Annotated in this window: 18 protein-coding genes and 1 pseudogene; 11 read left to right on the top strand and 8 right to left on the bottom strand. The window is 73.4% G+C overall.

From position 1 onward, the window contains the following. Nucleotides 1-6: 6 nt before the first annotated feature. Complete coding sequence (locus ABT092_RS20105) at nucleotides 7-942, top strand: LysR family transcriptional regulator (protein ID WP_351245664.1); 936 nt, start codon at nucleotides 7-9, stop codon at nucleotides 940-942. A 39-nt stretch (nucleotides 943-981) separates the two neighbouring features. On the opposite strand, the gene ABT092_RS20100 is transcribed toward ABT092_RS20105, so the two are convergent. From ABT092_RS20100 to ABT092_RS20080, 5 genes are read right to left on the bottom strand one after another with little or no spacing between them, the layout of a single operon-like run. Next, on the bottom strand, nucleotides 982-1836 hold the full coding sequence (locus tag ABT092_RS20100; protein ID WP_351245662.1) for a serine hydrolase: 855 nt from the start codon (nucleotides 1834-1836) through the stop codon (nucleotides 982-984). After that, complete coding sequence (locus ABT092_RS20095) at nucleotides 1833-3464, bottom strand: N-acyl-D-amino-acid deacylase family protein (RefSeq protein WP_351245660.1); 1632 nt, start codon at nucleotides 3462-3464, stop codon at nucleotides 1833-1835. Before ABT092_RS20095 ends, ABT092_RS20100 begins: the two co-directional genes overlap by 4 nt. Beyond that, nucleotides 3464-4237 carry an amino acid ABC transporter ATP-binding protein gene (locus ABT092_RS20090; RefSeq protein ID WP_351245658.1) on the bottom strand — a complete coding sequence of 258 codons (774 nt, stop codon included), beginning with the start codon at nucleotides 4235-4237 and terminating at the stop codon, nucleotides 3464-3466. The genes ABT092_RS20095 and ABT092_RS20090 overlap by 1 nt, the downstream gene beginning before the upstream one ends. Then, complete coding sequence (locus tag ABT092_RS20085) at nucleotides 4234-5253, bottom strand: amino acid ABC transporter permease (RefSeq protein WP_351245656.1); 1020 nt, start codon at nucleotides 5251-5253, stop codon at nucleotides 4234-4236. Before ABT092_RS20085 ends, ABT092_RS20090 begins: the two co-directional genes overlap by 4 nt. A gap of 21 nt (nucleotides 5254-5274) precedes the next feature. Next, a complete protein-coding gene (locus ABT092_RS20080) occupies nucleotides 5275-6168 on the bottom strand; it encodes an ABC transporter substrate-binding protein (RefSeq protein ID WP_351245654.1) in 894 nt (297 codons plus the stop codon). Nucleotides 6169-6508: 340 nt separating this feature from the next. On the opposite strand from ABT092_RS20080, the gene ABT092_RS20075 reads away from it, so the two are divergent. Continuing rightward, nucleotides 6509-6700, top strand: a complete 192-nt coding sequence (locus tag ABT092_RS20075) for a DUF1059 domain-containing protein (protein ID WP_351245652.1) — start codon at nucleotides 6509-6511, stop codon at nucleotides 6698-6700. Between the two features lie 21 nt (nucleotides 6701-6721). Here the strand turns inward: ABT092_RS20075 and ABT092_RS20070 are convergent, their stop codons facing one another. Beyond that, nucleotides 6722-7492, bottom strand: a complete 771-nt coding sequence (locus ABT092_RS20070; RefSeq protein ID WP_351245650.1) for an MBL fold metallo-hydrolase — start codon at nucleotides 7490-7492, stop codon at nucleotides 6722-6724. 112 nt (nucleotides 7493-7604) lie between these two features. On the opposite strand from ABT092_RS20070, the gene ABT092_RS20065 reads away from it, so the two are divergent. After that, nucleotides 7605-8531, top strand: coding sequence for a helix-turn-helix domain-containing protein (locus ABT092_RS20065; protein WP_502968467.1), 927 nt, complete (start codon nucleotides 7605-7607; stop codon nucleotides 8529-8531). 87 nt (nucleotides 8532-8618) lie between these two features. Here ABT092_RS20065 and ABT092_RS20060 read toward each other — a convergent pair whose 3' ends face one another. After that, the gene (locus tag ABT092_RS20060; protein ID WP_351245646.1) at nucleotides 8619-9785 is read right to left on the bottom strand and encodes a S8 family peptidase; all 1167 of its coding nucleotides are present in this window, start codon (nucleotides 9783-9785) and stop codon (nucleotides 8619-8621) included. A gap of 539 nt (nucleotides 9786-10324) precedes the next feature. Between ABT092_RS20060 and ABT092_RS20055 the strand changes: the two genes are divergently transcribed. From ABT092_RS20055 to ABT092_RS20025, 7 genes are read left to right on the top strand one after another with little or no spacing between them, the layout of a single operon-like run. Continuing rightward, nucleotides 10325-12430, top strand: coding sequence for a TIGR03986 family type III CRISPR-associated RAMP protein (locus ABT092_RS20055; RefSeq protein ID WP_351245682.1), 2106 nt, complete (start codon nucleotides 10325-10327; stop codon nucleotides 12428-12430). Beyond that, the gene (locus tag ABT092_RS20050; protein WP_351245644.1) at nucleotides 12427-13890 is read left to right on the top strand and encodes a Cas10/Cmr2 second palm domain-containing protein; all 1464 of its coding nucleotides are present in this window, start codon (nucleotides 12427-12429) and stop codon (nucleotides 13888-13890) included. The genes ABT092_RS20055 and ABT092_RS20050 overlap by 4 nt, the downstream gene beginning before the upstream one ends. Then, entirely contained in the window at nucleotides 13887-14465 is a 579-nt protein-coding gene (locus ABT092_RS20045) for an RAMP superfamily CRISPR-associated protein (protein ID WP_351245642.1), read from the top strand. The genes ABT092_RS20050 and ABT092_RS20045 overlap by 4 nt, the downstream gene beginning before the upstream one ends. After that, complete coding sequence (locus ABT092_RS20040) at nucleotides 14458-15807, top strand: type III-B CRISPR module-associated Cmr3 family protein (protein ID WP_351245640.1); 1350 nt, start codon at nucleotides 14458-14460, stop codon at nucleotides 15805-15807. Before ABT092_RS20045 ends, ABT092_RS20040 begins: the two co-directional genes overlap by 8 nt. Continuing rightward, nucleotides 15804-17249, top strand: a complete 1446-nt coding sequence (locus ABT092_RS20035) for an RAMP superfamily CRISPR-associated protein (RefSeq protein ID WP_351245638.1) — start codon at nucleotides 15804-15806, stop codon at nucleotides 17247-17249. Before ABT092_RS20040 ends, ABT092_RS20035 begins: the two co-directional genes overlap by 4 nt. Then, nucleotides 17246-17665 (top strand): hypothetical protein, encoded by a 420-nt coding sequence (locus ABT092_RS20030; protein ID WP_351245636.1) that lies wholly within the window; start codon nucleotides 17246-17248, stop codon nucleotides 17663-17665. Before ABT092_RS20035 ends, ABT092_RS20030 begins: the two co-directional genes overlap by 4 nt. Nucleotides 17666-17679: 14 nt before the next feature. Next, the gene (locus ABT092_RS20025) at nucleotides 17680-18795 is read left to right on the top strand and encodes a hypothetical protein (RefSeq protein ID WP_351245633.1); all 1116 of its coding nucleotides are present in this window, start codon (nucleotides 17680-17682) and stop codon (nucleotides 18793-18795) included. A gap of 4 nt (nucleotides 18796-18799) precedes the next feature. Here the strand turns inward: ABT092_RS20025 and ABT092_RS20020 are convergent, their stop codons facing one another. Then, on the bottom strand, nucleotides 18800-19954 hold the full coding sequence (locus ABT092_RS20020; protein ID WP_351245631.1) for a type III polyketide synthase: 1155 nt from the start codon (nucleotides 19952-19954) through the stop codon (nucleotides 18800-18802). 513 nt (nucleotides 19955-20467) lie between these two features. Here ABT092_RS20020 and ABT092_RS20015 point away from each other — a divergent pair. Further along, nucleotides 20468-22387 (top strand): annotated as a pseudogene (locus ABT092_RS20015) (PHP domain-containing protein); the annotation flags it as partial. Nucleotides 22388-22501: the final 114 nt, after the last annotated feature.

Here is a 22501-nt window from a genome sequence, read left to right as displayed (position 1 = left end):
GACGCGATGCTGAACAGCGCACGTCTGCTCGTCCTGCTGGAGATCGCCCGCAAGGGCACCATCGTGGCCGCCGCCCAGGCCCTGCACCTGAGCCCGTCCGCGGTGTCGCACCAGTTGGCCCGGCTGGAGCAGGAAGTGGGGGTGGCCCTGGTCGAGCGGGCCCCGCAGAGCCTGCGGCTGACGGCTGCGGGGCAGCGGCTCGCGGACCACGCGCAGGCCATCGCGGACCTCATGGCGGTGGCCGAGGACGATCTGCGCGGTCATGCGGCCGGTGAGGCGGGGGTGCTGCGGTTGGGGTTCTTCGCCTCGTCCGGGCTGGAGTTGCTCCCCCGGGCGCTCGCCGGGTTCTCGGCGCGCCGGCCGCACGTCGAGTTGGAGTTGATCCTGGGGCAGCCGCACGAGTTGGTGCCCGATCTGGAGGCCGGCCGGCTCGACGCCGTGGTGGTCTTCGAGCATCCGCTCGATCCCTGGTGCCGCGACGCCTCGGTGGACGTGGAGATGTTCTTCGACGAACCCCAGCTGATCGTGGTGCCGCTGCGCCACCGGTTGGGGCGTCGGTCGACGGTGCGGCTCGCGGCCCTGGAGGGCGAGACCTGGATCGGCACCCGGGGCGGCGGCACGGGCGAGCCGGTGTTGGAGCGGGCCTGCGCGGCGGAGGGCTTCCTGCCGCGGGTGCGGTGCCGCAGCGACCACTACCAGGTGACGGTGAACCTCGCCCGGGTGGGCATGGGCATCGCCCTGGTGCCCGCGCTCGGCCTCGGCGACACGGCCGGCGTGCACGTGTGCCGGCTGGACCACCCCCAGTTGCACCGGCGGATCGGGGTCGCGACCCGGCCCACCCGGGTGAATCCGTTGCTCGACCACTTCCTGGTCGAGCTGCGGACGGCCGCGCGCGCGGTGGGCACCCTGCTGGGCAGCCAGTTCGGGCTCTCCCGGGGCTGAGACCGGGTGGTGCAGCTCCGCCGTGCACCACCCGGTGCGTCAGTCCCGCCCGGGGTCGGTCGCGCAGGCGGCGAGGGTGCGCCCCACGTCCCGGATGGCGTGCACGGCGGCCCGTTCGGTGCTGGGTCCCAGCGCCGTGTCCCAGTGCGCGACGACCGCGTAGGCGAGCCGTCGGGTGCCGACGAGCAGTCCGGCGTCGGCGCGCACCCCGCGGTCGGTGCCGGTCTTGTTGGCGACGAGCAGCGCGCCGGGGAGCGGCCGGGGGAAGCCGGGTGCATAGGGGTCGTGGGCGACCAGCGCGGGGACCAGGCCGTGGTCGGTGTTGGAGCGCATCCAGCGCAGCAGCCGGGCGGAGGCCCCGGTGGAGACCAGGGTGCCGCGGGCGGCGTGGGCCACCAGGTGGGCGAGGTCCCGGGCGGTGCCGGTGGCGAAGACCGGGGGCACCCCGGGGCCGCGTTCGTCGCGGACGCGGTCGTGCAGGGCCAGGTGGTCCAGCCCCAGCCGGGCGGCGAGGTCGGCGGTGGCGTCCGGTCCGACGAGGCGCAGCAGGGCGTTGGTGGCCGTGTTGTCGCTGACCGAGGCGGTCAACCAGCACAGGTCCTCGACGGTCCAGCCGCCGCGTCCGAACCGGGACAGCAGACCGGTACCGCCGGCCCGGTCCTCGGGCAGGACGTCGACGATCCGGTCGGCGGGGAGTTCCCCGGTGTCGAGGCGGCGGGCGACCTCGGCGAGGAGGAGCAGTTTGGAGGCGGAGGCGACGGGCAGCACCCGGTCCTCGTGGACGCCGGCCTCCGTGTCCGGGCCGGTGGCGTCGAGGTCGACGGCGCTGACGGCGAGGACCAGGGGCAGTGCGGTGGCGCGACCGGCCGCCGCGGCGATGCGGGCGAGGCTCACCGCACCTCCAGGACCCGACCGGCGCACACGCCGGTCGGCGCTCCGTCGCGGACCGCGACGCGCCCGGCGACGACGACCGCGTCGATGCCCTCGGGGGGCGACAGCGGGGTGTCGAAGGTGGCGCGGTCGCGCACCGCGGCGGGGTCGAGGACGACGAGGTCGGCGTGGGCCCCCTCGGTGACGGTGCCGCGTCCGGCGAGTCGGAAGCGGGCGGCCGGCAGCCCGGTCATCTTGTGGACGGCCTCCTCCGGGGTCAGCAGGCCCTCGTCCCGTGCGTAGTGGCCGAGGACGCGGGCGAAGCTGCCGGCCCAGCGGGGGTGCGGGCGGCCGGGTTTGGGCACGCCGTCCGAGCCGATCATGGACAGCGGGCTGGCGATGACCCGACGGACGTCGTCCTCGCGCATCGAGTGGCTGATGATCGTCACTTCGCCCCGTTCGGCGAGCAGCAGGTCGCAGGCGTAGTCCACGGGGTCGCAGCCGCGTTCGGCGGCGAGGTCGGCGATCCGTCGTCCCTGGACGTGCGGATGGGTGGGGGCGGCGGCGACGGTGATGAGGTCCCAGCCGCCGTTTCCGACGGTGTTCTCCCAGCCCGGGACGCCTTCCGCGATGTCGCGGCGGATGCGGGTGCGCACCGCGTCCTCGTGCAGCCGGGCCAGCAGGGCGCCGATGCCGCCCTCGTTGGCCCAGGGCGGGAGCATGGCGTGCAGCACGGTGCTGCCCGCGGTGTAGGGGTAGACGTCGCAGTACACGTCCACCCCTTCCGTCCGGGCCCGTTCCAGCCTGGGCAGGGTACGCGAGGTGGCGCCCCAGGCGTGCCGTCCGGCGGTCTTGTGGTGGGAGACCTGGAGCGGTGCGCCGGAGCGTGCGGCGATCTCCAGGGCCTCCTCCAGTGCGGCGTCCACCCGTGACATCTCGTCCCGCAGATGGGTCACGTAGGGCTTGCGGTGCCGTGCGGCGACCCGGGCGAGCGTCACGATCTCCTCGGTGTCGGCGTAGCCGCCGGGCGGGTAGATGAGTCCGGTGGAGAGCCCGGCAGCGCCCTGGGCGAGGGCCCGGTCGAGGAGGTCGGCCATGGTGCGCAGTTCGTCGGCGGTGGGGGGCCGGGCGTCGAAGCCCATGACCCCGGCGCGCAGCGTGCCGTGGCCGACGAGGGAGGCGAGGTGGGTGGCGCGCAGGTGAGGGGCCTGGCCCGCGGCGAAGGCCGTGAAGTCGGTCGCGGGCGGGACGGGGCCGACGCCGAAGGTCACCCGGGTGTGGGCGGCGAGGGCGGGGAGCCGCTCGGGGAGGGTCGGGAAGAGGCTGGAGCCGCAGTTCCCGGCGATCTCGGTGGTGACCCCCTGGAGCAGCGGCGCCAGCCGGAGCGCGGCGAGCGCGGGGTCCCCGGTGTCCTCGGCGTCCTCGGGGCCCCGCGGCACGGCGAGGGCGTCGGAGTGGGTGTGCACGTCGACGAAGCCGGGGGTGACGACCCGGTCGGTGGCGTCGATGACGGTGGTCGCGGTGGCCCGGTGGCCGGCGGGCAGCAGGGTGATCCGCCCGGCGGCGACCCCGATGTCGGCGGTGCGGGCCGGTGCGCCGGTGCCGTCGATGACCGTGCCGCCGTGCAGCAGCAGGTCGAGGGGGCGCCCCATCACAGCACCGTGGAGAGGAAGGCCCGGGTGCGGTCGTGCCGCGGGGCGCCGAACAGTTGCGCGGGGGGTCCGGACTCCACGACGACGCCGTCGTCCATGAAGACCACCCGGTCCGCCACCTCCCGGGCGAAGCCCATCTCGTGGGTGACCACGACCATCGTCATGCCGCTGCGGGCCAGGTCCTTCATGACGCCGAGGACCTCGCCGACGAGTTCGGGGTCGAGTGCGGAGGTGGGTTCGTCGAAGAGCATCAGGGCGGGCTCCATGGCCAGGGCCCGGGCGATGGCGACGCGTTGCTGTTGGCCGCCGGAGAGCTGGCCGGGGTAGTGGTCGGCGCGGTCGGCGAGGCCGACCCGTTCCAGCAGGGCCCGGGCCGCGCGCTCCGCTTCGGCGCGGGGGCGGCGCTTGACGGCGAGCGGCCCTTCCATGACGTTCTGCGCGGCGGTGCGGTGCGGGAAGAGGTGGAAGCGTTGGAACACCATGCCGATGCGTTCGCGCTGGGCCCGCACCTCCTTGGCGCGCCGTTCGCGCAGGACGCGGCCGGAGGATCCGTGCGGTTCGTAGCCGACGAGTTCGCCGTGCAGCCAGACGCGGCCGGCGTCGGGCGCCTCCAGGTGGTTGAAGCAGCGCAGCAGCGTGGACTTGCCGGAGCCGGAGGGTCCGATCAGGCACAGCACCTCGCCGGTGTCGACCTCCAGGTCGATGCCGCGGAGCACTTCGGTGTCGCCGAACCGTTTGCGGACCTGCTGGGCCCTGAGGACGAGGTCGGTCACGAGACGGCTCCCTTGCCGGTGCGCCCGGGGACGAGGTTGGTCAGCACCCGACGGCGCAGGGGGGCTGCGCCGGGGCTGTAGCGGCGTTCGACGAAGTGTTGGGCGACGCTGGCGACGGTGGTCAGCGCGAGGTACCAGAGGGAGGCGACCATCAGCAGGGCGATCACCTCGAAGTTGGCGAGGTAGAGGTGCTGGGAGACGGTCATGAGGTCGGCGCCCGCGATGACGGAGACGAGGGAGGTGGTCTTGAGCATCGAGATGAACTGGTTGCCGAAGGGCGGGATGATGACCCGCATGGCCTGGGGCAGGACGACCCGGGTGAGGATCTGCCGGTTCGACAGTCCGAGGGAGGCGCCCGCTTCCCGCTGGCCCGGGTCCACGCTCTGGATGCCGGCCCGGACGATCTCGGCGAGGTAGGCGCCCTCGTTGATGGACAGCCCGAGCAGGGCCGCGACGAAGCCGGTGATGACCGCGTTGGTCTGCCACTCGACGAGCTTGGGGCCGTCGAAGGGGACGCCGATGCCAATCACGGGGAAGAGCAGGGCGAGGTTGAACCAGAAGATGAGTTGGACGAGCAACGGGGTGCCGCGGAAGAACCAGGTGTAGGCGCTCGCGGTGAGGCGGAGCACCGGGCTCTCGGACAACTGCATCACGGCGACGAGGACGCCGATGGCGATGCCGGCGGTCATCGAGACGAGGGTGAGCTGGATCGTCACCCACAGCCCTTCGAGGATCACCGCGTCGAACTGGTAGTCGATGATGACGTCCCAGTGCAGGTTGGGGTTGACGACGACGGTGTACCCGAGCCACCCGGCCACGGCCAGGGCGATCACCACCGCGCACCAGCGGCCGGGGCGGGGGCGCCGGGTGATCCGGAAGGCGAACGCGTCGTCCGGACCGGTCGCCGCGTCGGGTCGCTCCCGGTCCGGCGCCGGGGGCCGCGCGGGGGCGGCCGGAGGGCGCACCGCGTCGGCGGCCCCGACCGTCTGCGGGGGATCGTCCTTGCTCAGACGCACGTCTTCCTCCATCGTCCCGGCTCACTGACCGTCGTTGATGGTGGCCCGGGGCACGGCGCTGCCCGCGACCCCGTACTCGTCGAGGACCTTCTTGTACGCGCCGTTGTCGATCAGGGTCTGGAGGGCCCGGTGCACGGCGTCGCGCAGTCCGCTCTGCTCCTTGCTGACCGCGATGCCCCAGGGCGCCGCGCCGTACTGGGTGGGGACGACCTCGTACGCGGGGTTCTTCTCGGCGAACATCTGGGCCACCGGGTAGTCGACGATGGTGGCGACCGCGCGTCCGCTCTCCAACTGGAGGAGGCCGGTCGGGGCGTCCTCGCTCTGCGAGATCCGCATCTTCTCGCCGCACTTGGCGTTCTGCTGCTGACCGATCTCCAGGTTGGAGCTGCCCTTGGCGAGGACGACGGCCTTGCCGCAGAGGCCGTCCAGGGTGGTGATGCCCTCGGGGTTGCCCTTCTTGACCATGATCACTCCGCCGGTGCGGAAGTAGTCGACGAAGTCGACGGCCTGCCGGCGCTGCGGGCTGTCGGTCATGGAGGACATGACGAGGTCGAAGCGTCCCGACTTCAGGCCCGGGATGAGTCCGTCGAAGGCGGCGTTGGTGAGCTTGAGTTCGAGGCCGAGTTCGTCGGCGAGGGCCCGGGCGAGGTCCGGGTCCACCCCGGTGAGTTCGGTGGTGCCGGGCTTGTACATCTCCATCGGCGGGTAGCCCACGGCGGTGGCGACCCTCAGTACCCCGCCCTTCTCGAACGCCTCGGGGAGCATCTCCTTGGCGGTCTTGCCGGCGGTGTCGCCGCCGCCCGTCTCCGCGTCCCCGCCCTGGTCGGACCGCCCGCAGGCAGTGAGCGCCAGAGCGGCCGCGGCGGCCAGGGCCACGAGGGCGCGCAGCCGTCTGGATTCAGTCAGGATGGCCATTTCTCTCCCTCAGCCGGTGACAGTGCGCTGATGCTGGCAGCCACCCGTCACCGAGCGGAAGATGATGAAGCCATTTACGCCTGAGCATCGAATCCTTCGTTGCTCGCCCCGGCCCCCGACCACCGCGTGATCGCTGCGGGCGGGCGCGGGAACGGCACGCGCACCGTGCGCCACCACCGGCGACCGTGCGACACGGGACGGGTCCACCGCTTTCCCCTCCGCGCAAGCGGAGGGACGCTGGAGGGAGAGCACACCCCATCCCGTCTCCGCCGGCCTCGCCCCGGCGGCCGTACGGGCGGCCGGGACGGTGGGCGGGGCGGCCCGTCGTTGGAGGCACGTCATGCGCAAGGTCGCCGACTGCCGGGACTACCCGAGCGAGTCGAACTGCACCCTCACCATCGCGGGCGAGGAAGAGGAGGTGGTCCGGGCCGCCGCGGAGCACGCGGCGTCCGTGCACGGGCACGAGGACACCCCGGAACTCCGTGAGCAGCTCCGGGGGGTGTTGAAGGACGAAGTGCCCCAGCACGCCTGAGGCACCCGGGTCGACCCCGGCTCAACCCGGCAGCGGACCGAAGAGGTACTGGTTGCCGATGTCGATCAGGGCGGGGGCGCGCCAGTCGGGGTAGCGCTCCAGGATCGCCTTCTTGTACGCCTCGCCGTCGTCGCCGAGCAGCTCCCGGGCGTCGGCGAGGTACTGCGCCATCTCGGTGAACACCTCGCGCCCGGCGGGCAGCCCGTGTCCGGGCAGGACCGTGTCGTAGCCGGGGTCGGCGGCGAGCGCGTCCAGGGCCGCCCGCCAGCCCGCGAGGTCGTTGTTGCCGACGAAGAGGTGGGTGTGGTGGAACACCAGGTCCTGGGCGATCAGCACGCCCTGCTCGGGCAACCGGACCACCAGTTCGTCGGTCGCCTCGCCACCGGAGAGGGCCGCGAACTCCAGCCGGACCCCGTCGATCACCTCGACACCGGGTTCGATGGTCCGCGTCGGGGTCATGTCGGCGACCGGGATCACCGCGCCGGAGGGGTCGCGTCCGTCGCCCTGGGCCACGATCCCGTCCCGGACGGCGGCCAGGGCGTGCACCGGAGCCCCGAAGCGGCCGGCCCCCTGGAAGTGGTCGGGGTGGGCGTGGCTGATGACGACCCGGTCGAGGGGCTTGCCGAGGGTGCCCGCATAGGCGACCACCTCCTGCGCGTACCCGAGCGCGAACTGTGCGTCCACGGCGATGAGCCGGTGGGGGGTCTCGATCAGGTGAGTGGTCACATTCAGACTGTCGTCCGGCGCCATATAGCTGTGGACGCGGATCGGCAGCCTGTCGATGATCGTCATGGTGCCCTGCATGGGAATGCTCCGTTCGCTGCTCAACCGGGTTCTTCGGGGGTGACCCGTCCTCACCAGCCTCCCTCGTGGCGGGCTCTCCCGCGAGATAGGCTGGGGACTCATCATGGTGAAGAACGGACACGTCCTGGACGATGCCTCCGGCCCGAATGCAGGGCGCACCGGGCCGGGGAACCCACCGATCCCGCACTACGGCTTCCACGCCCCCGACACACCGGTCCCCGGGATCGAGGTCACGGATCTGGCGACCCTTCGCCAGCGGGTCGCCGGCCGGGTACTCCAGCAGGTCCACCGGACGGACTTCCACGCCCTGACACTGATCACCGGGGGAAAGGGCAGGCACACCGTCGACTTCGTGACACACCCGCTCCGCCCCGGCACCCTGCTGTGGGTGCGCCCGGGCCAGGTGCAGCGCTTCCACCCCGGCGGACGGCCGGACGGCCCCCACCTGATCTTCACCACGGACTTCCCGCCGGCTCCGAACGGCCCCAGTCACCTGCGGGGAGCGCCCTTCGGCCCCACCGTCTGGGACCTCTCCGGCGATCCGGACCTCGCCCCGACCTGCGCCCTCTTCTCACGGGTGTCCGCCGAGTACGGCCGCCCGCCCGGCCGGGTGTCCACCGAGGTCCTCCGATTCCTGTTGGCGGCGTTGCTCCTGCACGTCGAGCGCCTCCCGCACCCCGGCGCCAGCACCTCCGACGCCCAGGGGACCTACGCCAGGTTCCGGACCGAGTTGGAGCGTTCCTACCACCGCACCCGTCGCGCAGAGGACTACGCCACGACCCTCGGCTACTCCGTCAAGTCGCTCACCCGCGCCTGCCTGGCGGCCACCGGGCAGCCGGTCAAGCAGGTCATCGACGCCCGGGTGGTCCTCCAGGCCAAACGCCTGCTCGCCCACACCGACGACCCCGTCTCCGGCATCGCCCGCCAGTTGGGCTTCTCCGAAGCCACCAACTTCGGCACCTACTTCGTCCGGCACACCGGCACCACCCCGGGCGCCTTCCGCCGCGCCCAGCGGGGCGGAGGGTGAGGGGCGCCGGGAGTCCGGGAGCGGGCGCCGAAGGGCCCGGCCGGACGGCCGGGCCCTCGGAAACGCTCACCGCCTACCCGCGCGGACTCACAGGGTCGACTTGAACAGCAGACGGTTCGGGGTGCCGCTGACGTTGCCCCGGATCGCGTTGGGCGTGCTGTTGTTGATCAGCCAGTTGTTGACCGTGACGCTGGAGGCGTCGCCGTAGGACGCCTTGTAGAGCGCCGCCACGCCCGCCGCGTGTGGGGCGGCCATCGAGGTGCCGCTCATGCCGGTGCTGCCGCCGCCCATGCGGGCCGAGTTGATGCCCACTCCGGGCGCGTAGAGGTCGGTGCAGCTACCGTAGTTGCTGAAGCTGGCCTTGGCGTCCCCGGAGTCCGAGGCGGCGACGGAGAGGGCGTTGGCCGCACTCGCCGGGGAGAAGTTGCAGGCGTCCTGGTTGCTGTTGCCGGCGGCAACAGTGGTGTGGACGCCCGAGTTGGCCAGGTTGGTGGCCGCGTTGTTGAGGGCCGCCGAGTAGCCGCCGCCGAGCGAGGCGTTGGCGACCGCGGGCTTCGCGGCGTTCTGCCGGACCCAGTCGAAGCCCGCGATGATGCCGGAGAACGACCCGGAGCCCTGACAGTTGAGGACCTTCACCCCGCGCAGCTGGACGCCCTTGGCCACGCCGTAGGTCGAACCGCCGACCGTACCGGCGACATGGGTGCCGTGGCCGTTGCAGTCCTGACCGTTGCCGCCGAAGGCGTCGAAGACGTTGCGGGCCCGGCCGCCGAAGTCGGGGTGGCTGGTGTCGATGCCGGTGTCGATGACGTACGCGGTGACGCCCGCGCCGGTGCTCGTGTACGTGTAGGAACCGTTGCGACCGCTGCGCTGGTCTATTCGGTCCAGCCCCCAGGGGGCGTTGTTCTGGGTGGCGGAGGGAGCGGCCTTCTGGTCCTCCTCGATGGACTGGACGCGCGCATCGGCGCGCAGCGCGGCGAGTTCACCGGAGGTGAGGGTGGCGGCGAATCCGTTGAGGACCTCGTCGTACACGTACTCCGGTGTGACCGACCGCGCCTCGGCGACGGCGGCCGGGTCGCTGCCCGCCTTGACGGTGACGATGTACTGGCCCTTGATCTCGGTCGCGGCCGGGGCCTGCGTGACCTTGAGCAGCGGCGTGGGGGCGGGCGCTGCGGACCCGCTGCTGGGAATGAGGGCGAGCGGAAGGGCGAGACCGAGGGTGCCGGCGGCGAGGCCGCCGAGGTGGGTCGTACGCATAGGAGGGCTGACACCTTTCGTGGGTCCGGCCGCGGATCAAGGCGGTCGGAAGTGGGGGAACGCGCCTCGTTCGTCAGGAACTTGGGGAGTGACCGCGAGGATCTGCGGGGACGGGGCGCGGAAGGTGGAACAGCGCACCGCTGCTAGCGGCGGTGTGGGGAGTGCACGGTGAGGGAACGGCCGATGACGAGGACGGCCTGGTGTCCTGTGCTCCGTCCCTCGTGACGGGGCGACAGGTGCGCCCGGGCACGGTGGTCCATGAGCGGGATCGCCGCTATTCGGAACTTCGTGTCCGCTGCGCGTGCGACAACATACCCCGTGGGTCACCCGATGACCACGGTTGAAATGCGCATGACGGATTGGGATACTGCGGCCCCTCCGCGACGGCCCTGCCCGTCCTCCGTCCGCATCCGGATCGACGCCCACGACCCTTTTCGGCAGGGCGAGTTGATTTGCACCACGACCTGCGCCTCCGGTAGAGAGTGACCTTCGCGGTCCTGCGGCAGAGTGCCGCTCCGGGGGAGGTCCAGTTGTCCGACGTGCGGAAGACGGCCGACGACACGTTCATCAATCCGTACACCCTCACCTCGCTCGCGAAGGAGGCCCCGCCGGGGTGGCGCACCGCGGGGGCGGGGCACGGCCGGCTGGCCGAGGGGCGCTACGCGGGCTCCGTCGACGTCGAGGTCACAGCGCGCAGCCCGTTGTTGCTCCGCGACGTCTACCAGGAGGGGCAGGGGGGCGAGGTGGGACGGTTCCCCGTCCGGCGGTTCCCCGGCTTCGCCGACCCCGTGCCGTACCTGCCCGGTTCGTCGCTCGCCGGTGCGGTGCGCTCGCTGCACGAGACCCTGGCCGGCGGCTGTCTGCGGGTGTTCGCCGCCGAGTTCCGGCCTGGCTACCGCGACCAGGCGCGCGCCCGCCCGGGCGCCTGGCGGTTGGCGCAGGTCAGAGAGGTCGACGAGGACGGCCGGCCGTCGCGGATGGAGCTCTGTCCGGGCGATCCGGTCTGGGTGGAGTCGGCAGCGCTGCACCAGGCCCTGGGCGGCGCCGGGAACCTGCGGACCGGCGCCCGGGTGACCCTACTGGACCGGGGCGTGGAAGCACTCGGACGCCACCAGGTGACGGAGCCCCACCAGGTGCGTGCCGGCGGCTCCTGGGTGGTCCTGGTCACCGACGCGCAGACCCGGAAAAAGGAGCGCAAGAACCCTGCGGGCGGCGCCAGGCTGCCCGGACGCTACTTCTGCGCGACGGGGGAACTGGAGGGAAGGACCCGCGCCGTGACGCTGCCCGACGCGGTCTGGCAGCGGTTCCTGGACGCGGTCGACGACACGAAGGACATGCGCGAGTTCCGCCAGCAGCGCCGTCCGGTGACGGAGGCGACCCTGCCCACCGGGAAGGTGTTCCATCCCGGGAAGGACGGGAAGCTGCTGGGCCTGCGCGCCCTCGCCCGGCGCCGACTCTTCGTCGACCAGGTGGTGTGGGTGCTGCCCGGCATCACCGACCCCCAGCACCTCGCGGTCGAGGAACTCACCCTGGCGCAGCTCTGGCGGCACGCAGGCGGGACGACCACCGCCGGGCAGCGGGTTCCCGAACACCTCCTCGCCTGCACCGATCACCGGCAGCTCTGCCCCAGTTGCCGGATCTTCGGAGCCGCCGACACCGAGGGCGAGGACGGCAGGACCGGCCGCGCCGAGCAGCGGTCCTACCGGGGCCACGTCCGCTTCGGGGACGCCGTCCCCCACCGGGCCCACCCCACCGAGATCCGGCATCTGCCGCCCCTGGGCTCCCCGAAGCCCGGCGCCGGGCAGGTCTACTTCACCCACAGCGGGAAGCTGGAGGGCCGCACGGCGACCACCTCGCAGGGCCCCCCGCTGCGGGAGTGGGGATCGGAGGGCGACCACAACGCGGAGCGCCGGCTGCGCGGGCGCAAGCAGTACTGGTTGACCGGCTCGGCACAACTGCGCCCCTACTTCCGGGCCACCGCCACCGAGCCCGACGCCTTCGAGACCTTGTACGAGAAGGAGGACCGACTTCCCGCGCAGAACGGGCAGCAGGAGAAGAACCAGTTGCTGTCGCAGGCCGAGTCGCTGCCCGCGGGGTCGGTGTTCACCTTCCGTGTCCACTTCGAGAACCTCGACGCCGCGGAACTCGGCGGGCTGCTGTGCGCCGTGGACCCGGCCCTGGTGCTCCGTGACGCCGACGAAGCCGACGACGCCTACGGCTGGGCCGTGGGCGGCGGGCGCCCGCTCGGCTTCGGCACTGTCACCGCACGCGTGTGCGCGCTGTCACCGGCGGACGCCGCCAGCCGCTACCTCGGCGGGCCACCGCCCGCCCTGGACGTCCAGGGCGCCGTCGCGGCGTTCCGCGCCTCCGTCTCCCCCGACCTGCGTCGCCTCTGGAAGAGCCAACTGCGCAAGGTGCTGCGGCTGGACTGGGCCGCACCGGACCGGGTCTGGTACCCGCCGGCCGCGACCTTGGCGACGCCCGACGAGCGCTTCGACACGAAGGCGCTGAAGCCGTCCTTCACCTTCTGGAACGAGACCTCCGGCGGACGGGCCCAGAAGGTGAACTTCCCCTACCGACAGTTGCCTTCCGCCGGTGCGCCGAACCCCGCGATGAAGGTCATCCCGCAGAAGGACAAGCGATGAACGACCGGTTCGTGTACGTGGACTTCGGGGCCGTCCGCATCCAGCACTACCTGACCCGCACCCCGAGCCTGCGCGGTCATCGAACCGCCAGCGACGCGCTGGCCCGGGCGACGGCGAGGTCGACGATCGCCCGGGTGGTGGGGGACCTGGCCGAGGTCAACGAGGAGGCGGGCGAGGCGGACGGCGTGATCAGCCTGCGCTTCCCCCACCCGACGGACCGGGCCCCGGCCAAGCAGGTGCACGAAGTGCAGGACCTGGTGCTCCGGCACCTGCGCAGCGCCCTGCCCGGCGCGGAGTTCCACAGCGTCTGGGGCACCGGGGACTCCTACCTCTTCGTGTACGCGCACCGGCTCCAGCCGCGCATCCGCCGCGGCGAGGTGCGTCACGACCTCCCGCCGACCGCGGAGTTCCCGCTGGCCGCTCCGTGCCGGATGTGCCACGTCGACCCGGCGGCGGGGGTGGAGCGGTTCCCGGACGGCCCGCTGGCGGTGTGTCCGGACTGCTCCCAGCGCAACGTCGGCCGAGGCGAGTCCGCGGCCGACGACCTCACTCCGGAAGGACGGCTGCGCACGGCCCTCGGGGTGGGGGCCGCCCCGAAGACCTTCACCGAGTTGGCTGCGCTCGGCAGCGCGGCCTCGGGCCGCAACCAACTGGCCACGGTGGCCGTCGACGGCAACGCCTTCGGCGTCTTCTTCGCGGCCCTGGCCGAAGGCAGCGGTCAGGACCCCGAGTTGACGTCCTTGAAGTCCAGCGTGTCGGCGGCGCTGGCCCGGGCCACCCGCACCGCCCTGGAGGAGGCCGCGTTGGAGTTGGCCCCGACCCAGGAGCACGAGCGGCTGTGCGTCGTGCCGCACGTGGTCGGCGGGGACGACGTCCTGGTGAGTCTCCCCGCCGACCAGGCGTGGCACTTCACCCTGACCTTCCTCCAGCGGTTCGGCGTGCGGGTCCGCTCGGCGACGGAGCCCGTGCTCGCCCGGCTGACTCAGGTGCACGGCACCGCGCCGGAACCGCCGACCGCATCGGCGGGCGTGGTCTTCGCGCACGCCAGCCACCCCCTGCACCTGTCGGTCGAATCCGCCGCCCAGCGGCTGCGGGAGGCGAAGCAGGCATTCGGCGGCCGGCAGTCCTCGGTGCAGTGGCTGGACGTCACCGCCGACGGGCCCGACGCACCACCGCACGCACCGCTGCCGCTGTCCCTCCTGAGGGAGGGGGACCGTTCGACGGCCACCGCCCGAGCCCTGTCGCGGTTGGCGGAACTGCCGGCCAGCCATCGCGCCCGGCTCGCCGAAGGGCTGCGCGAGGGCGGTCCGATGATCGCGGCGATGGTCGCCGACCGGGTCGGCCACCTGCCGACCGTCCGCCCCTTCCTCCCCTCCCTCGACCCGCCCGACCGACCGCCGTCCTCCGGCGTCGAACTGGGCGCCGCCCTCGGACTCGCCCGGTGGTGGCCGTGCGGGTGACCATCACCTTCCACGGACCGTTCCGGATCGCCACCGGCCGGGGGCGGCCCGGGATCAACGCCGTGGTCGACCCCGACGACCTGCTACCGGCCTCCTCCCTCAAGGGCCTGATGCGTGACTCCGCCGAGCGGCTGCTCCCCGCGGCCCCGGGCCTGGTGACCGCGGTGTTCGGCGGACCCCAGCACCCCGGTGCATGGGGCTGGGACGCGGTGGAGTTCACGGGCGGGGCGGGTTCCGGACCCGTCGTGGTCACCCGTGCGCACGTGGCGCTGGACGAGGAGACCGGCACCGCGCGGCACGACCACCTCCGGTACGCCGAGGAAGTGTGGGCCCGAACGGCCGAGTTCAGCGTCACCCAGTGCGCCCCGCTCCCCGCGACGGACGGTCCCGCCCTGACCGTGGCGGACCACCGGACCGTCCTCGCGTGCGCCGCCGCCGGGGTGCACGCTCTGGGCGCCGGTCGGCGCCGCGGCCTGGGATGGGTCCGGTTCACCCCCGAGGAGCCGACCGTGGACGAGGCCCTCCTCGCCCGCTTCGGCACGCTCGCCGAGCAGTGGAGGAACCCGCGTGCTTGACGTCCGGATCACCGCCCACCAACCACTGGCCCTCGGGGTGCGCCCGGCCGGCACCGCACCGGTTGCGACCCATCTGCACATCCCCGGCTCGGTGCTGCGCGGCGCCCTCGCCGCCGCCTGGCTCCTCGACCACGGGCCGCTGGCGCAAGCCCCGACCCGGGCACGGCGGGAGTTCCTCGCCCTGTTCGAAGGCCAGGTCGCCTACGGACCGCTGTTCGCCCCGGGCTCGCACGTCGTTCCGCTGTCCGTCCTGCGCTGCAAGTACCGGTGCGGGCTGGTCGTGGACGAGGCGTTCCCCGGGCAGGAGACCCGGTCCTGTCCGTGCGGCCCCCTGGAACCGGGACGTGGTGCCGTCGAGTTCGCCGGCCCGGGCCGGGGGCAACGGGTCACCGAGAACACCCGGCTCCAGATCGACGACCGGACGGGGGTCGCCGAGGAGGGACTGCTGTTCACCCGTCGGGCGCTGGCCCACCGTGATGCCCAGGGCGGCCTGCGCACCTTCCACGGACGGCTCTCCGCAGGCTCCGACCTGCCCGAAGCCGCCGCCCGTTGGCTCGCCGCGACCCGCAGGCTGCGACTCGGCGGGCGCCGCAGCACTTCCGGATCGGTCACCTTCACCGCCCACCGGGCCGAGCGCCCCCGGCCCGTCAGCGGACAGCGACTCGCCCTGCGCCTGACCGCACCCGCCGTCCTCACCGACGCCAGTGGACTGCCCCTCGACCCCGCCGACCTCCGGGCCGTGCGCGAAGCGCTCCGCTCGGAGCTCTCCCCGCTGCTCGGCGGTGCCGAGGTGACGGCAGTGGAACGGGTGTGGGCGCGCCGCGAACGGGTCGGCGGCTGGCACGCCGCCTCGCGGCTGCCCAAACCCGTCGAACTCGCGGTCAGCGCCGGATCGGTCCTCCTGCTCGCCTTCGACCGGCCCCCTGCTCCCGAGGCGCTCGGTGCGCTCGCCGCACGCGGTCTCGGACTGCGCCGGCACGAGGGCTTCGGCGCGTTGGAGGTCGCCACCACGTCCTGGGTCCCGCCCGCCGGATCGGAGCCGGCACCGGACGGGGCCGCCGGCTCCGATCCGGCCGAGCGCCCTGCGCGGCTGCTGCACTCCACCGGCCACGCCGCCTGGTTCCTCGACCAGCTGCGACCCTACGTCCTCCAGCCCGGTGACGGTCCCGCCGGCCCCGCCACCGCCCTGCTGGGGCGCCCCCAACTGCGTCGGCTCACCCCCTCCCAACGACAAGAGGTGACGGACCTGTTGGAGAACGCCTCCGCCGAACTCCTGGACCGCGTGCTGCTCCTCCTGGAAGCCCTGCACCGTTTCTCGACGGACGGAGCACCCTCGTCATGAGCACCGTCCACCTCCTGGAAGCCGTACTGGAGCTCACCGGTCCCGGTGCCGTCGCGGCTCCCGAGTCGCTCGCCGTCGGCTCCGCCCGCCGGCCCTCCCTGCCCCTGGCCCGCGACGGCTGGGGCAATCCGTACGTCCCGGCCACCTCGCTCGTGGGCTCCCTGCGGCAGCAGGCGGCCCGCGATCGGCGCCCGGTCCTGTTCGGCGAGGTGGTCCAGGGCACCGGCGAAGACGGCGGGGAGACCCTCGCGAGGGCTTCGACGGTGCGGGTGCTCGGCACCCGGTGCCGGCCGGAGGAGGAGCCGGTGGTCCGACGCCGCACCGCGGTCGACCGCCACCGGGCGGCGGCCCGCGCCACCAGTCTCCACTCCCGCGAGTTGCTCCCGCCGGGCACCGAGATCACCCTGTGGTTGCGGATCGACTCCGCCGCGCCGGAGTGTCCGCTGGTCAACGAGGTCGTCGCGCTGCTCGGCGCGTGGCGCCCACGGGTCGGCGGCGGGCGCACCACCGGCTACGGAAGGGCCGAGTTGGTCCGCGTCCGGCACCGGGCGATCGACCTGTCCACCACCGCCGGCCTGCTCCACTGGCTCACCGAGGGCGGGCCGGAACTGGTCGACGACCGGGCCAGCGTGGTCTACGACCGCAGTCACCGGGCGGGCGGGGCCCCTGACGAGGCGCTCCTGTTCGATCGGTCGTTGGAGTTCCGGATCGTCGACGCACTCCACATCGGCGGCGGGGAGCCCTTCGCCCACCCCGGTCGCGGAACCGATGCGGCGCCCCTCCTCCGCGACCACGAGGGCACCCCCGTGGTACCCGGCAGCACCTGGAAGGGGGTGCTGCGCGCCCGCTGCGAGTTCATCCTGGGGTCGGTGGGGGTCGGCGGGGTGTGCACCCCGCACGGGGGCGGGGGCGAGCACCCAGGTCCGGGCACCTGCGGCCGGTGCGCCGTGTGCGTGGCGTTCGGGTGGACGGAGCGTTCCGGGGCACCGCCGGGCCGGGACGGCGCTCGCCCGGGGGCGGTGGGGGCGCGCGGCTGGTTGCTGTTCGCGGACTCCCCGATCCGTGACGGGCGCGTCCGGGTGCGGAACCACGTCGCCCTCGACCGGGTCTTCGGCGGGGCACGGGACGGGGCCCTCTACGCCGAGCAGACCGTCGAGGACGGGCACCTGGTGCTCGCTGTGCGGCACGACCCCCCGGTTCCCGAACCGGGGGATTCCCCGGTTCGGGAACTGGTCCGTGCCGCACTGGTGCTGGCCCTGTCCGAGGTGGCGGACGGCACGGTCGGCATCGGCGGCGGGACCACCCGCGGCCACGGCACCCTCGCCGCGCTGCCCGCCACCAGCGACTGGCTCGCGAAGGCCCGTACGGAGGCCGTCGAGACCCTGCGGCGGGCCCATCGCGACGCCACCGCGCCGCCCGCTCCCGAAGGGATTCCGGTATGACCCGGTCCGACTCCGTGCTCCACCCCGCCCTCCTCCAGCGCATCGGTCGCCTTCCCTGGCCGCAGGCCCGTACCCGACTGGCCGGCAGCACCTGCGCATGGGCCGATCTGGACGGCTTCCACCTCGCTCCGGCGGACGCCCTGCCCGTCGACCCCCCGTGCACCACGCACCTGTGGGCCTGGCGGGCGGACCTCTCCTTCCGACTGCGCATCGACGGTCCCCGTGCCCTGGTCGCAGCGCTCCGCTGCGGGCCGGGCGAAGGCGATCCGGTGCAGGTCCGCATCCGCTCCGGCACCCCCTGGTCCCGCCGGGACCGACAGGTCGGCCCGCTTCCGCCCGAGGCGCACGCCCTCGCCTTCGAACTGCTCGAACTCTCCGGCCCCGCACCCGCCACCTTCGTGAGAGCCTCACCCTGACCACCGGAGCAAACATGCGAAACCGCTGGTACCGGGAGCTCTGGGACTCCCTGGGCAGCCGTGACGGCTTCAGCGTCCTGTTGACCGCGGTCTTCCCCGCCCTGGCGATAGGGATGGCGCCCAATCTGCTCCAGAAGGTCTGGGACTCCGGGTGGGCCTACCTCTGCGTCGCCGTCGTCTCGGTGATGCTCGCGGTGATCGGCTGGTCCCTGGGGCACCAGCGCGGGGTCGGGGTCGTCGTCAACCTCCTTCCCGGCGAACTCACCCAGGACAGCCGGCTCGAAGCGCTGAAGCAGGCGTCCACGGCGGCGCACGGCAGCACCCTGGAGATCGAGGCGGGGTTGCTGAGTCCGGGCGGAAGCCGGTTGCCTCCGACCGAACAGGCCGACCTGGTCGCCCGGCTCGTCGACGCCCGGGTGAAGGAGCACCTGTCGAGCGGCAGGGATGGTTCGGTGACCCTGTACCCGCTGGCCCGCATGGGCGAGGGCTTCTCGCTGGGCCGGCGGCTGCGCCGGGACCACCACGCTTCCCTCGGGGTCATGCATGTCTCCCGCGGGGGCGGCGTGGTGCACGGCGTCCTCCTCGGCGACGGCCTCCACCGCCCGCTCACCTCCGCGCAGCGCGCCTTCGTCGACGCCCATGTGGTGCCTCCTCCGGACGGGGGGCAGCACCAGGTGGTGGTCCACCCGCAGTGCCCTCCGGAGCACCGCCACCGGCTCGCCCTGGTCGTCCGGCTGACCCCGGGCGGCAGCATGGTGGACGACGCGGTGCACGTGGCGCGGACCGGGTCGGTCCGCAGGTCCGTCGACCGTTCCCACACCGGGTACGTCTTCGACGAGGCCGATCCCGAGGCACCGGGCCCGCCGTGCGGTGCGCACGTGGTGCTCCGGGCGTCGGTGGACCACCTCCCGGAGGGCGGCGACGGTTTCGAAGCCCTCGCCGTACAGCTGCACCGGGTCTGGGCCGTCGCCCGGGACACCTGGGCGGCCCGGGTCGGCAGCGGCGTCGAGACCCGGCTCTTCCTGGCCGCTCCCCTTCCGATCGCGGTGGCGTTCGGTTGGCTCACGGCCAACGAGAACGTCCGTGTCGTCCACCACGACCTGCGCCTCCTGAACGCGCCCGCCCCCTGAGCGCTCAACGCGCGGGGGCGCCACCGGTCGGGGCGGTGAGGTCGGGCTCCGCCGGCGCGCGGCGGGCCCCGTCGTGCCAGGACCCGGCGATGACCTCCGTGGTGAAGCCCGGGCCGAAGGCGAGGACGAGGCCCCGGGCGCCGTGCTCGGGGGAGCCGTCCTCGTGGTGCCGGCGCAGGACGTCGAGGACGGAGGCGCTGGAGGTGTTGCCGATCCGCGCCATGCTCTCCCGGCTGTGTCGCAGGGCGCCCGGCACGAGCCCCAGCCCCCGCTCCACCCCGTCCATGATCAGCGGCCCGCCGGTGTGGGAGACGCAGAAGTCCACCCCGTCGGCGGGCCAGCCGAGTTCGGCGAGGAAGGAGACGATCTCGGGGACCACCCGGGGCACGGTGGCCCGCACCCGGGGGTCGGTCTTGAAGTGGAAGCCGTGTTCGGTGGTGGTGCCCGCGATGACCGAGTGGGACTGCGGGAGGAGGTGTTGCCGGACGGCCTGGACGTGGAATCCCGTGGCGTTCGGGGTCGCGCGGCGCAGGACGGTGGCGGCTGCCGCGTCGCCGAAGATCCCGTTGGATATGAAGTCGCTGAGCGAGTGCTGGTCCCGCTGGAAGGACAGGGAACTGAGTTCCACGGCGACGACCAGCGCGGTGGCGTCCGGGTACGCCTGGAGGAAGTGGAACGCCTCGGCGAGGGCGGAGGCTCCGGCCGCGCACCCCAGTTGCTGGATGGGGGTCCGCCGCACGGTCGGCCGGCAGCCGATCTCCTGGGCGATGTACGCGTCCGGGCCGGGCAGTGCGTAACCGGTGCAGGAGACGAGGACCAGGTGGTCCACGTCCGCGGCGGCCACTCCCGCGGCGGCCAGGGCCCGTTCGGCGGCACGGGCACCGAGGCGGACGGCCTCCGTCGTGTAGCGGGCGTTGCGGGCGCCGAAGCTGCGGGGGGCGAGCAGGTCCACGAGGCCGTCCACGAGGTGACGGGTCCTGACCGTGGTGCTGCGCATCAGCTCCAGGCCGCGCTCCACCTGGGGGGCGTCCGCGAAGAGGTTCCCCAACGCGGAGGTGATCTCCTCCTGGGACACCCGGTGCTCGGGCACGACGACGGCGGGGCGACCGATCGCCACGCGGACGCGCGGCTCGTACTCCTGGGCACTCGGTCCTGACACGGGCACGGCGGGGGTCCTTTCGGAGGGAGCGCGGGGCAGCCCCCCGCAGGGACGGGGCGAAGGGCCCCGCGGCTCGGGGAGCGGTCACGTACCGGGGGCGTGGGTCGCCCGGACGGTCAGATCGTCGCGGGAGAGTCCGCCGGACAGGGCACGGCCGGACAGCGGCGGACGGGCGGCGGCGTGGAACGCGCGAGGGTCAACGGTGTTCCTCAAAGGTGGGGGACGCGGCTCCGCGGGTGGGGGGAAGTGCGGTGCCACGCGTGAGGAAGCATGAACCGCGCATCCACCCATCGGCAAGATCGTTTTTTCGCCACCACGGACCGCGCTGCCGGTGGCTTCCCCCCGGTCGGACGACCACTGCCGCCGGGGGGCTCCCACCCGGCACACCACCTCCCCCCCCGGAGCTCTAATCGCACAAACATTCGATACTGGTCTATGGTGAGGACATCGACCCATGGGACGGGTGCGGACAGAACGACACAGGGGGTTGCGAAGGGTGAGGTGGTGGTCACGGTGCGAGGCTTCACGCATCTGCACACCGCCTCGGGGTTCTCCCTCCGCTACGGCGCCTCCCACCCCGAGCGGCTCGCCGAGCAGGCCGCCGAGCGGGGCATGGACGCGCTCGCCCTGACCGACCGGGACACCCTCGGCGGCGCCGTCCGCTTCGCCAAGGCCGCGGACCGGGTCGGAATCCGGCCACTGTTCGGGGTCGACCTCGCGGTGGCGGCACCCGTCGAGACGGCCGGCCGCACCGAGCGGCGACGCGCCCCGGTCAAGGGCGGCGCCTTCGTCGACGAGACGACACCACGCGTGACGTTCCTCGCCCGGGACGGGGCGGCCGGCTGGGCGGAGCTCTGCCGGCTGGTCAGTGCCGCGCACGCGGACCGTGCGGACGCGGTGGACGGACACCACCCCCTGCTGCCCTGGGACGCCGTGGAGGGCTCGCACGTCACCGTGCTGCTCGGCCCCGACTCGGCCGTCGGCCGGGCCCTGGCCGCCGGCCGTCCGGACCGGGCCGCCCGACTGCTCGCGCCCTGGCGGGAACGGTACGGAACGGAACAGCTGCGCATCGAGGTGGTCAGCCACGGCCTGAGCGGCACCGGGCCGGGCTCGCTCCGGGCGGCCGCCCGGGCCCTCGGGTTCGCCGTCGACCAACGGATCACACCGGTGCTGAGCAACGCCGTACGGTACGCCGACCCCGGGCAGGGGGCGGTGGCGGACGTGCTGGACTCCGCCCGCCGTCTGGTGCCGATCGACCCCCGGGGCACGCTCGACAGCGGCGAACGGTGGCTCAAGCCCGCCGACCGCATGGCCCGGATCGCCGGACGGGTGGCCGAGGCCGCCGGGCACCGGGCCGCCACCGCGCGCCGGCTCCTCGACGTGACGGAGGAGACCGCCACGGCCTGTCGCGTCGACCCCGAGGACGACCTGGGCCTCGGCCGGGTGCACTTCCCCGAACCTCAGCTCGTCGGGGCCGGGCGACGCACCCCCGAACGGGTGCTGCGCTCGCGCTGCGCCGCCGCGGTCCTCCGACACCGCTACGACCGCAAGCGCGGCTACTGGGAGCGCCTGGAGGACGAACTGCGCCTGATCGAACAGCGGGGCCTCGCCTCGTACTTCCTCACCGTGGCCCAGGTCGTCTCCGACACCAGGGAGCTGGGCATCAGGGTGGCGGCCCGGGGTTCCGGAGCGGGGTCCCTGGTCACCCACCTGCTCGGCATCGCCACCGCCGACCCGGTCGAGCACGGGCTGCTCATGGAGCGCTTCCTGTCCGTGTGGCGGGAGGAACTGCCCGACATCGACATCGACGTGGAGTCCGCCCGCCGCTCCGAGGTCTACCGGGCGATCCTGGACCGCTTCGGCCCCGAACGGGTGGCCGCGGTGTCCATGCCGGAGACCTACCGGGTACGGCACGCGGTGCGCGACGTGGGACTCGCCCTCGGCCTGGACCCGGCCGAGGTGGACCGCCTCGCGAAGTCCTTCCCCCACATCCGCGCCCGGGACGCGCGCACCGCCCTGCGGGAGCTCCCGGAACTGCGCGGCATCGACCCGGACGCGTACGGGCCGCGCCTGTGGGACCTGGTCGAGGGGCTCGACGCACTGCCGCGCGGCATCGCCATGCACCCGTGCGGCGTCCTGCTCTCCGACGCCACCCTGCTGCGCCGCACCCCCGTCGTGCCGACCAGCACCGGGGGCTTCCCCATGTCCCTGTTCGACAAGGAGGACGTGGAGGACCTCGGGCTGCTCAAGCTCGACGTCCTCGGCGTGCGGATGCAGTCCGCGATGGCCCACGCCGTCGCCGAGGTCGAGCGGACCTCCGGGCACCGCATCGACCTGGACGACCCCGCACAGGTGCCGCCGGACGACCCCGCGACGTACCGGCTCATCACCTCCGCGCAGACGCTGGGGTGCTTCCAGACCGAGTCGCCGGGCCTTCTCTACTGTCTGAGCTTGACGTTTAACCACGCAGGTCACTCGTCCTGCTGACCTGCGGGTCTTCCCGGGACGGCGGGGGCGGCCGTTCTCCACGCTTCGAGATGTCGAGTA

Origin of the sequence: Streptomyces sp. NPDC002490 (assembly GCF_040296045.1) — a bacterium.
GTDB lineage: Bacteria > Actinomycetota > Actinomycetes > Streptomycetales > Streptomycetaceae > Streptomyces.
This window is presented reverse-complemented; position numbering and strand designations above follow the sequence as displayed.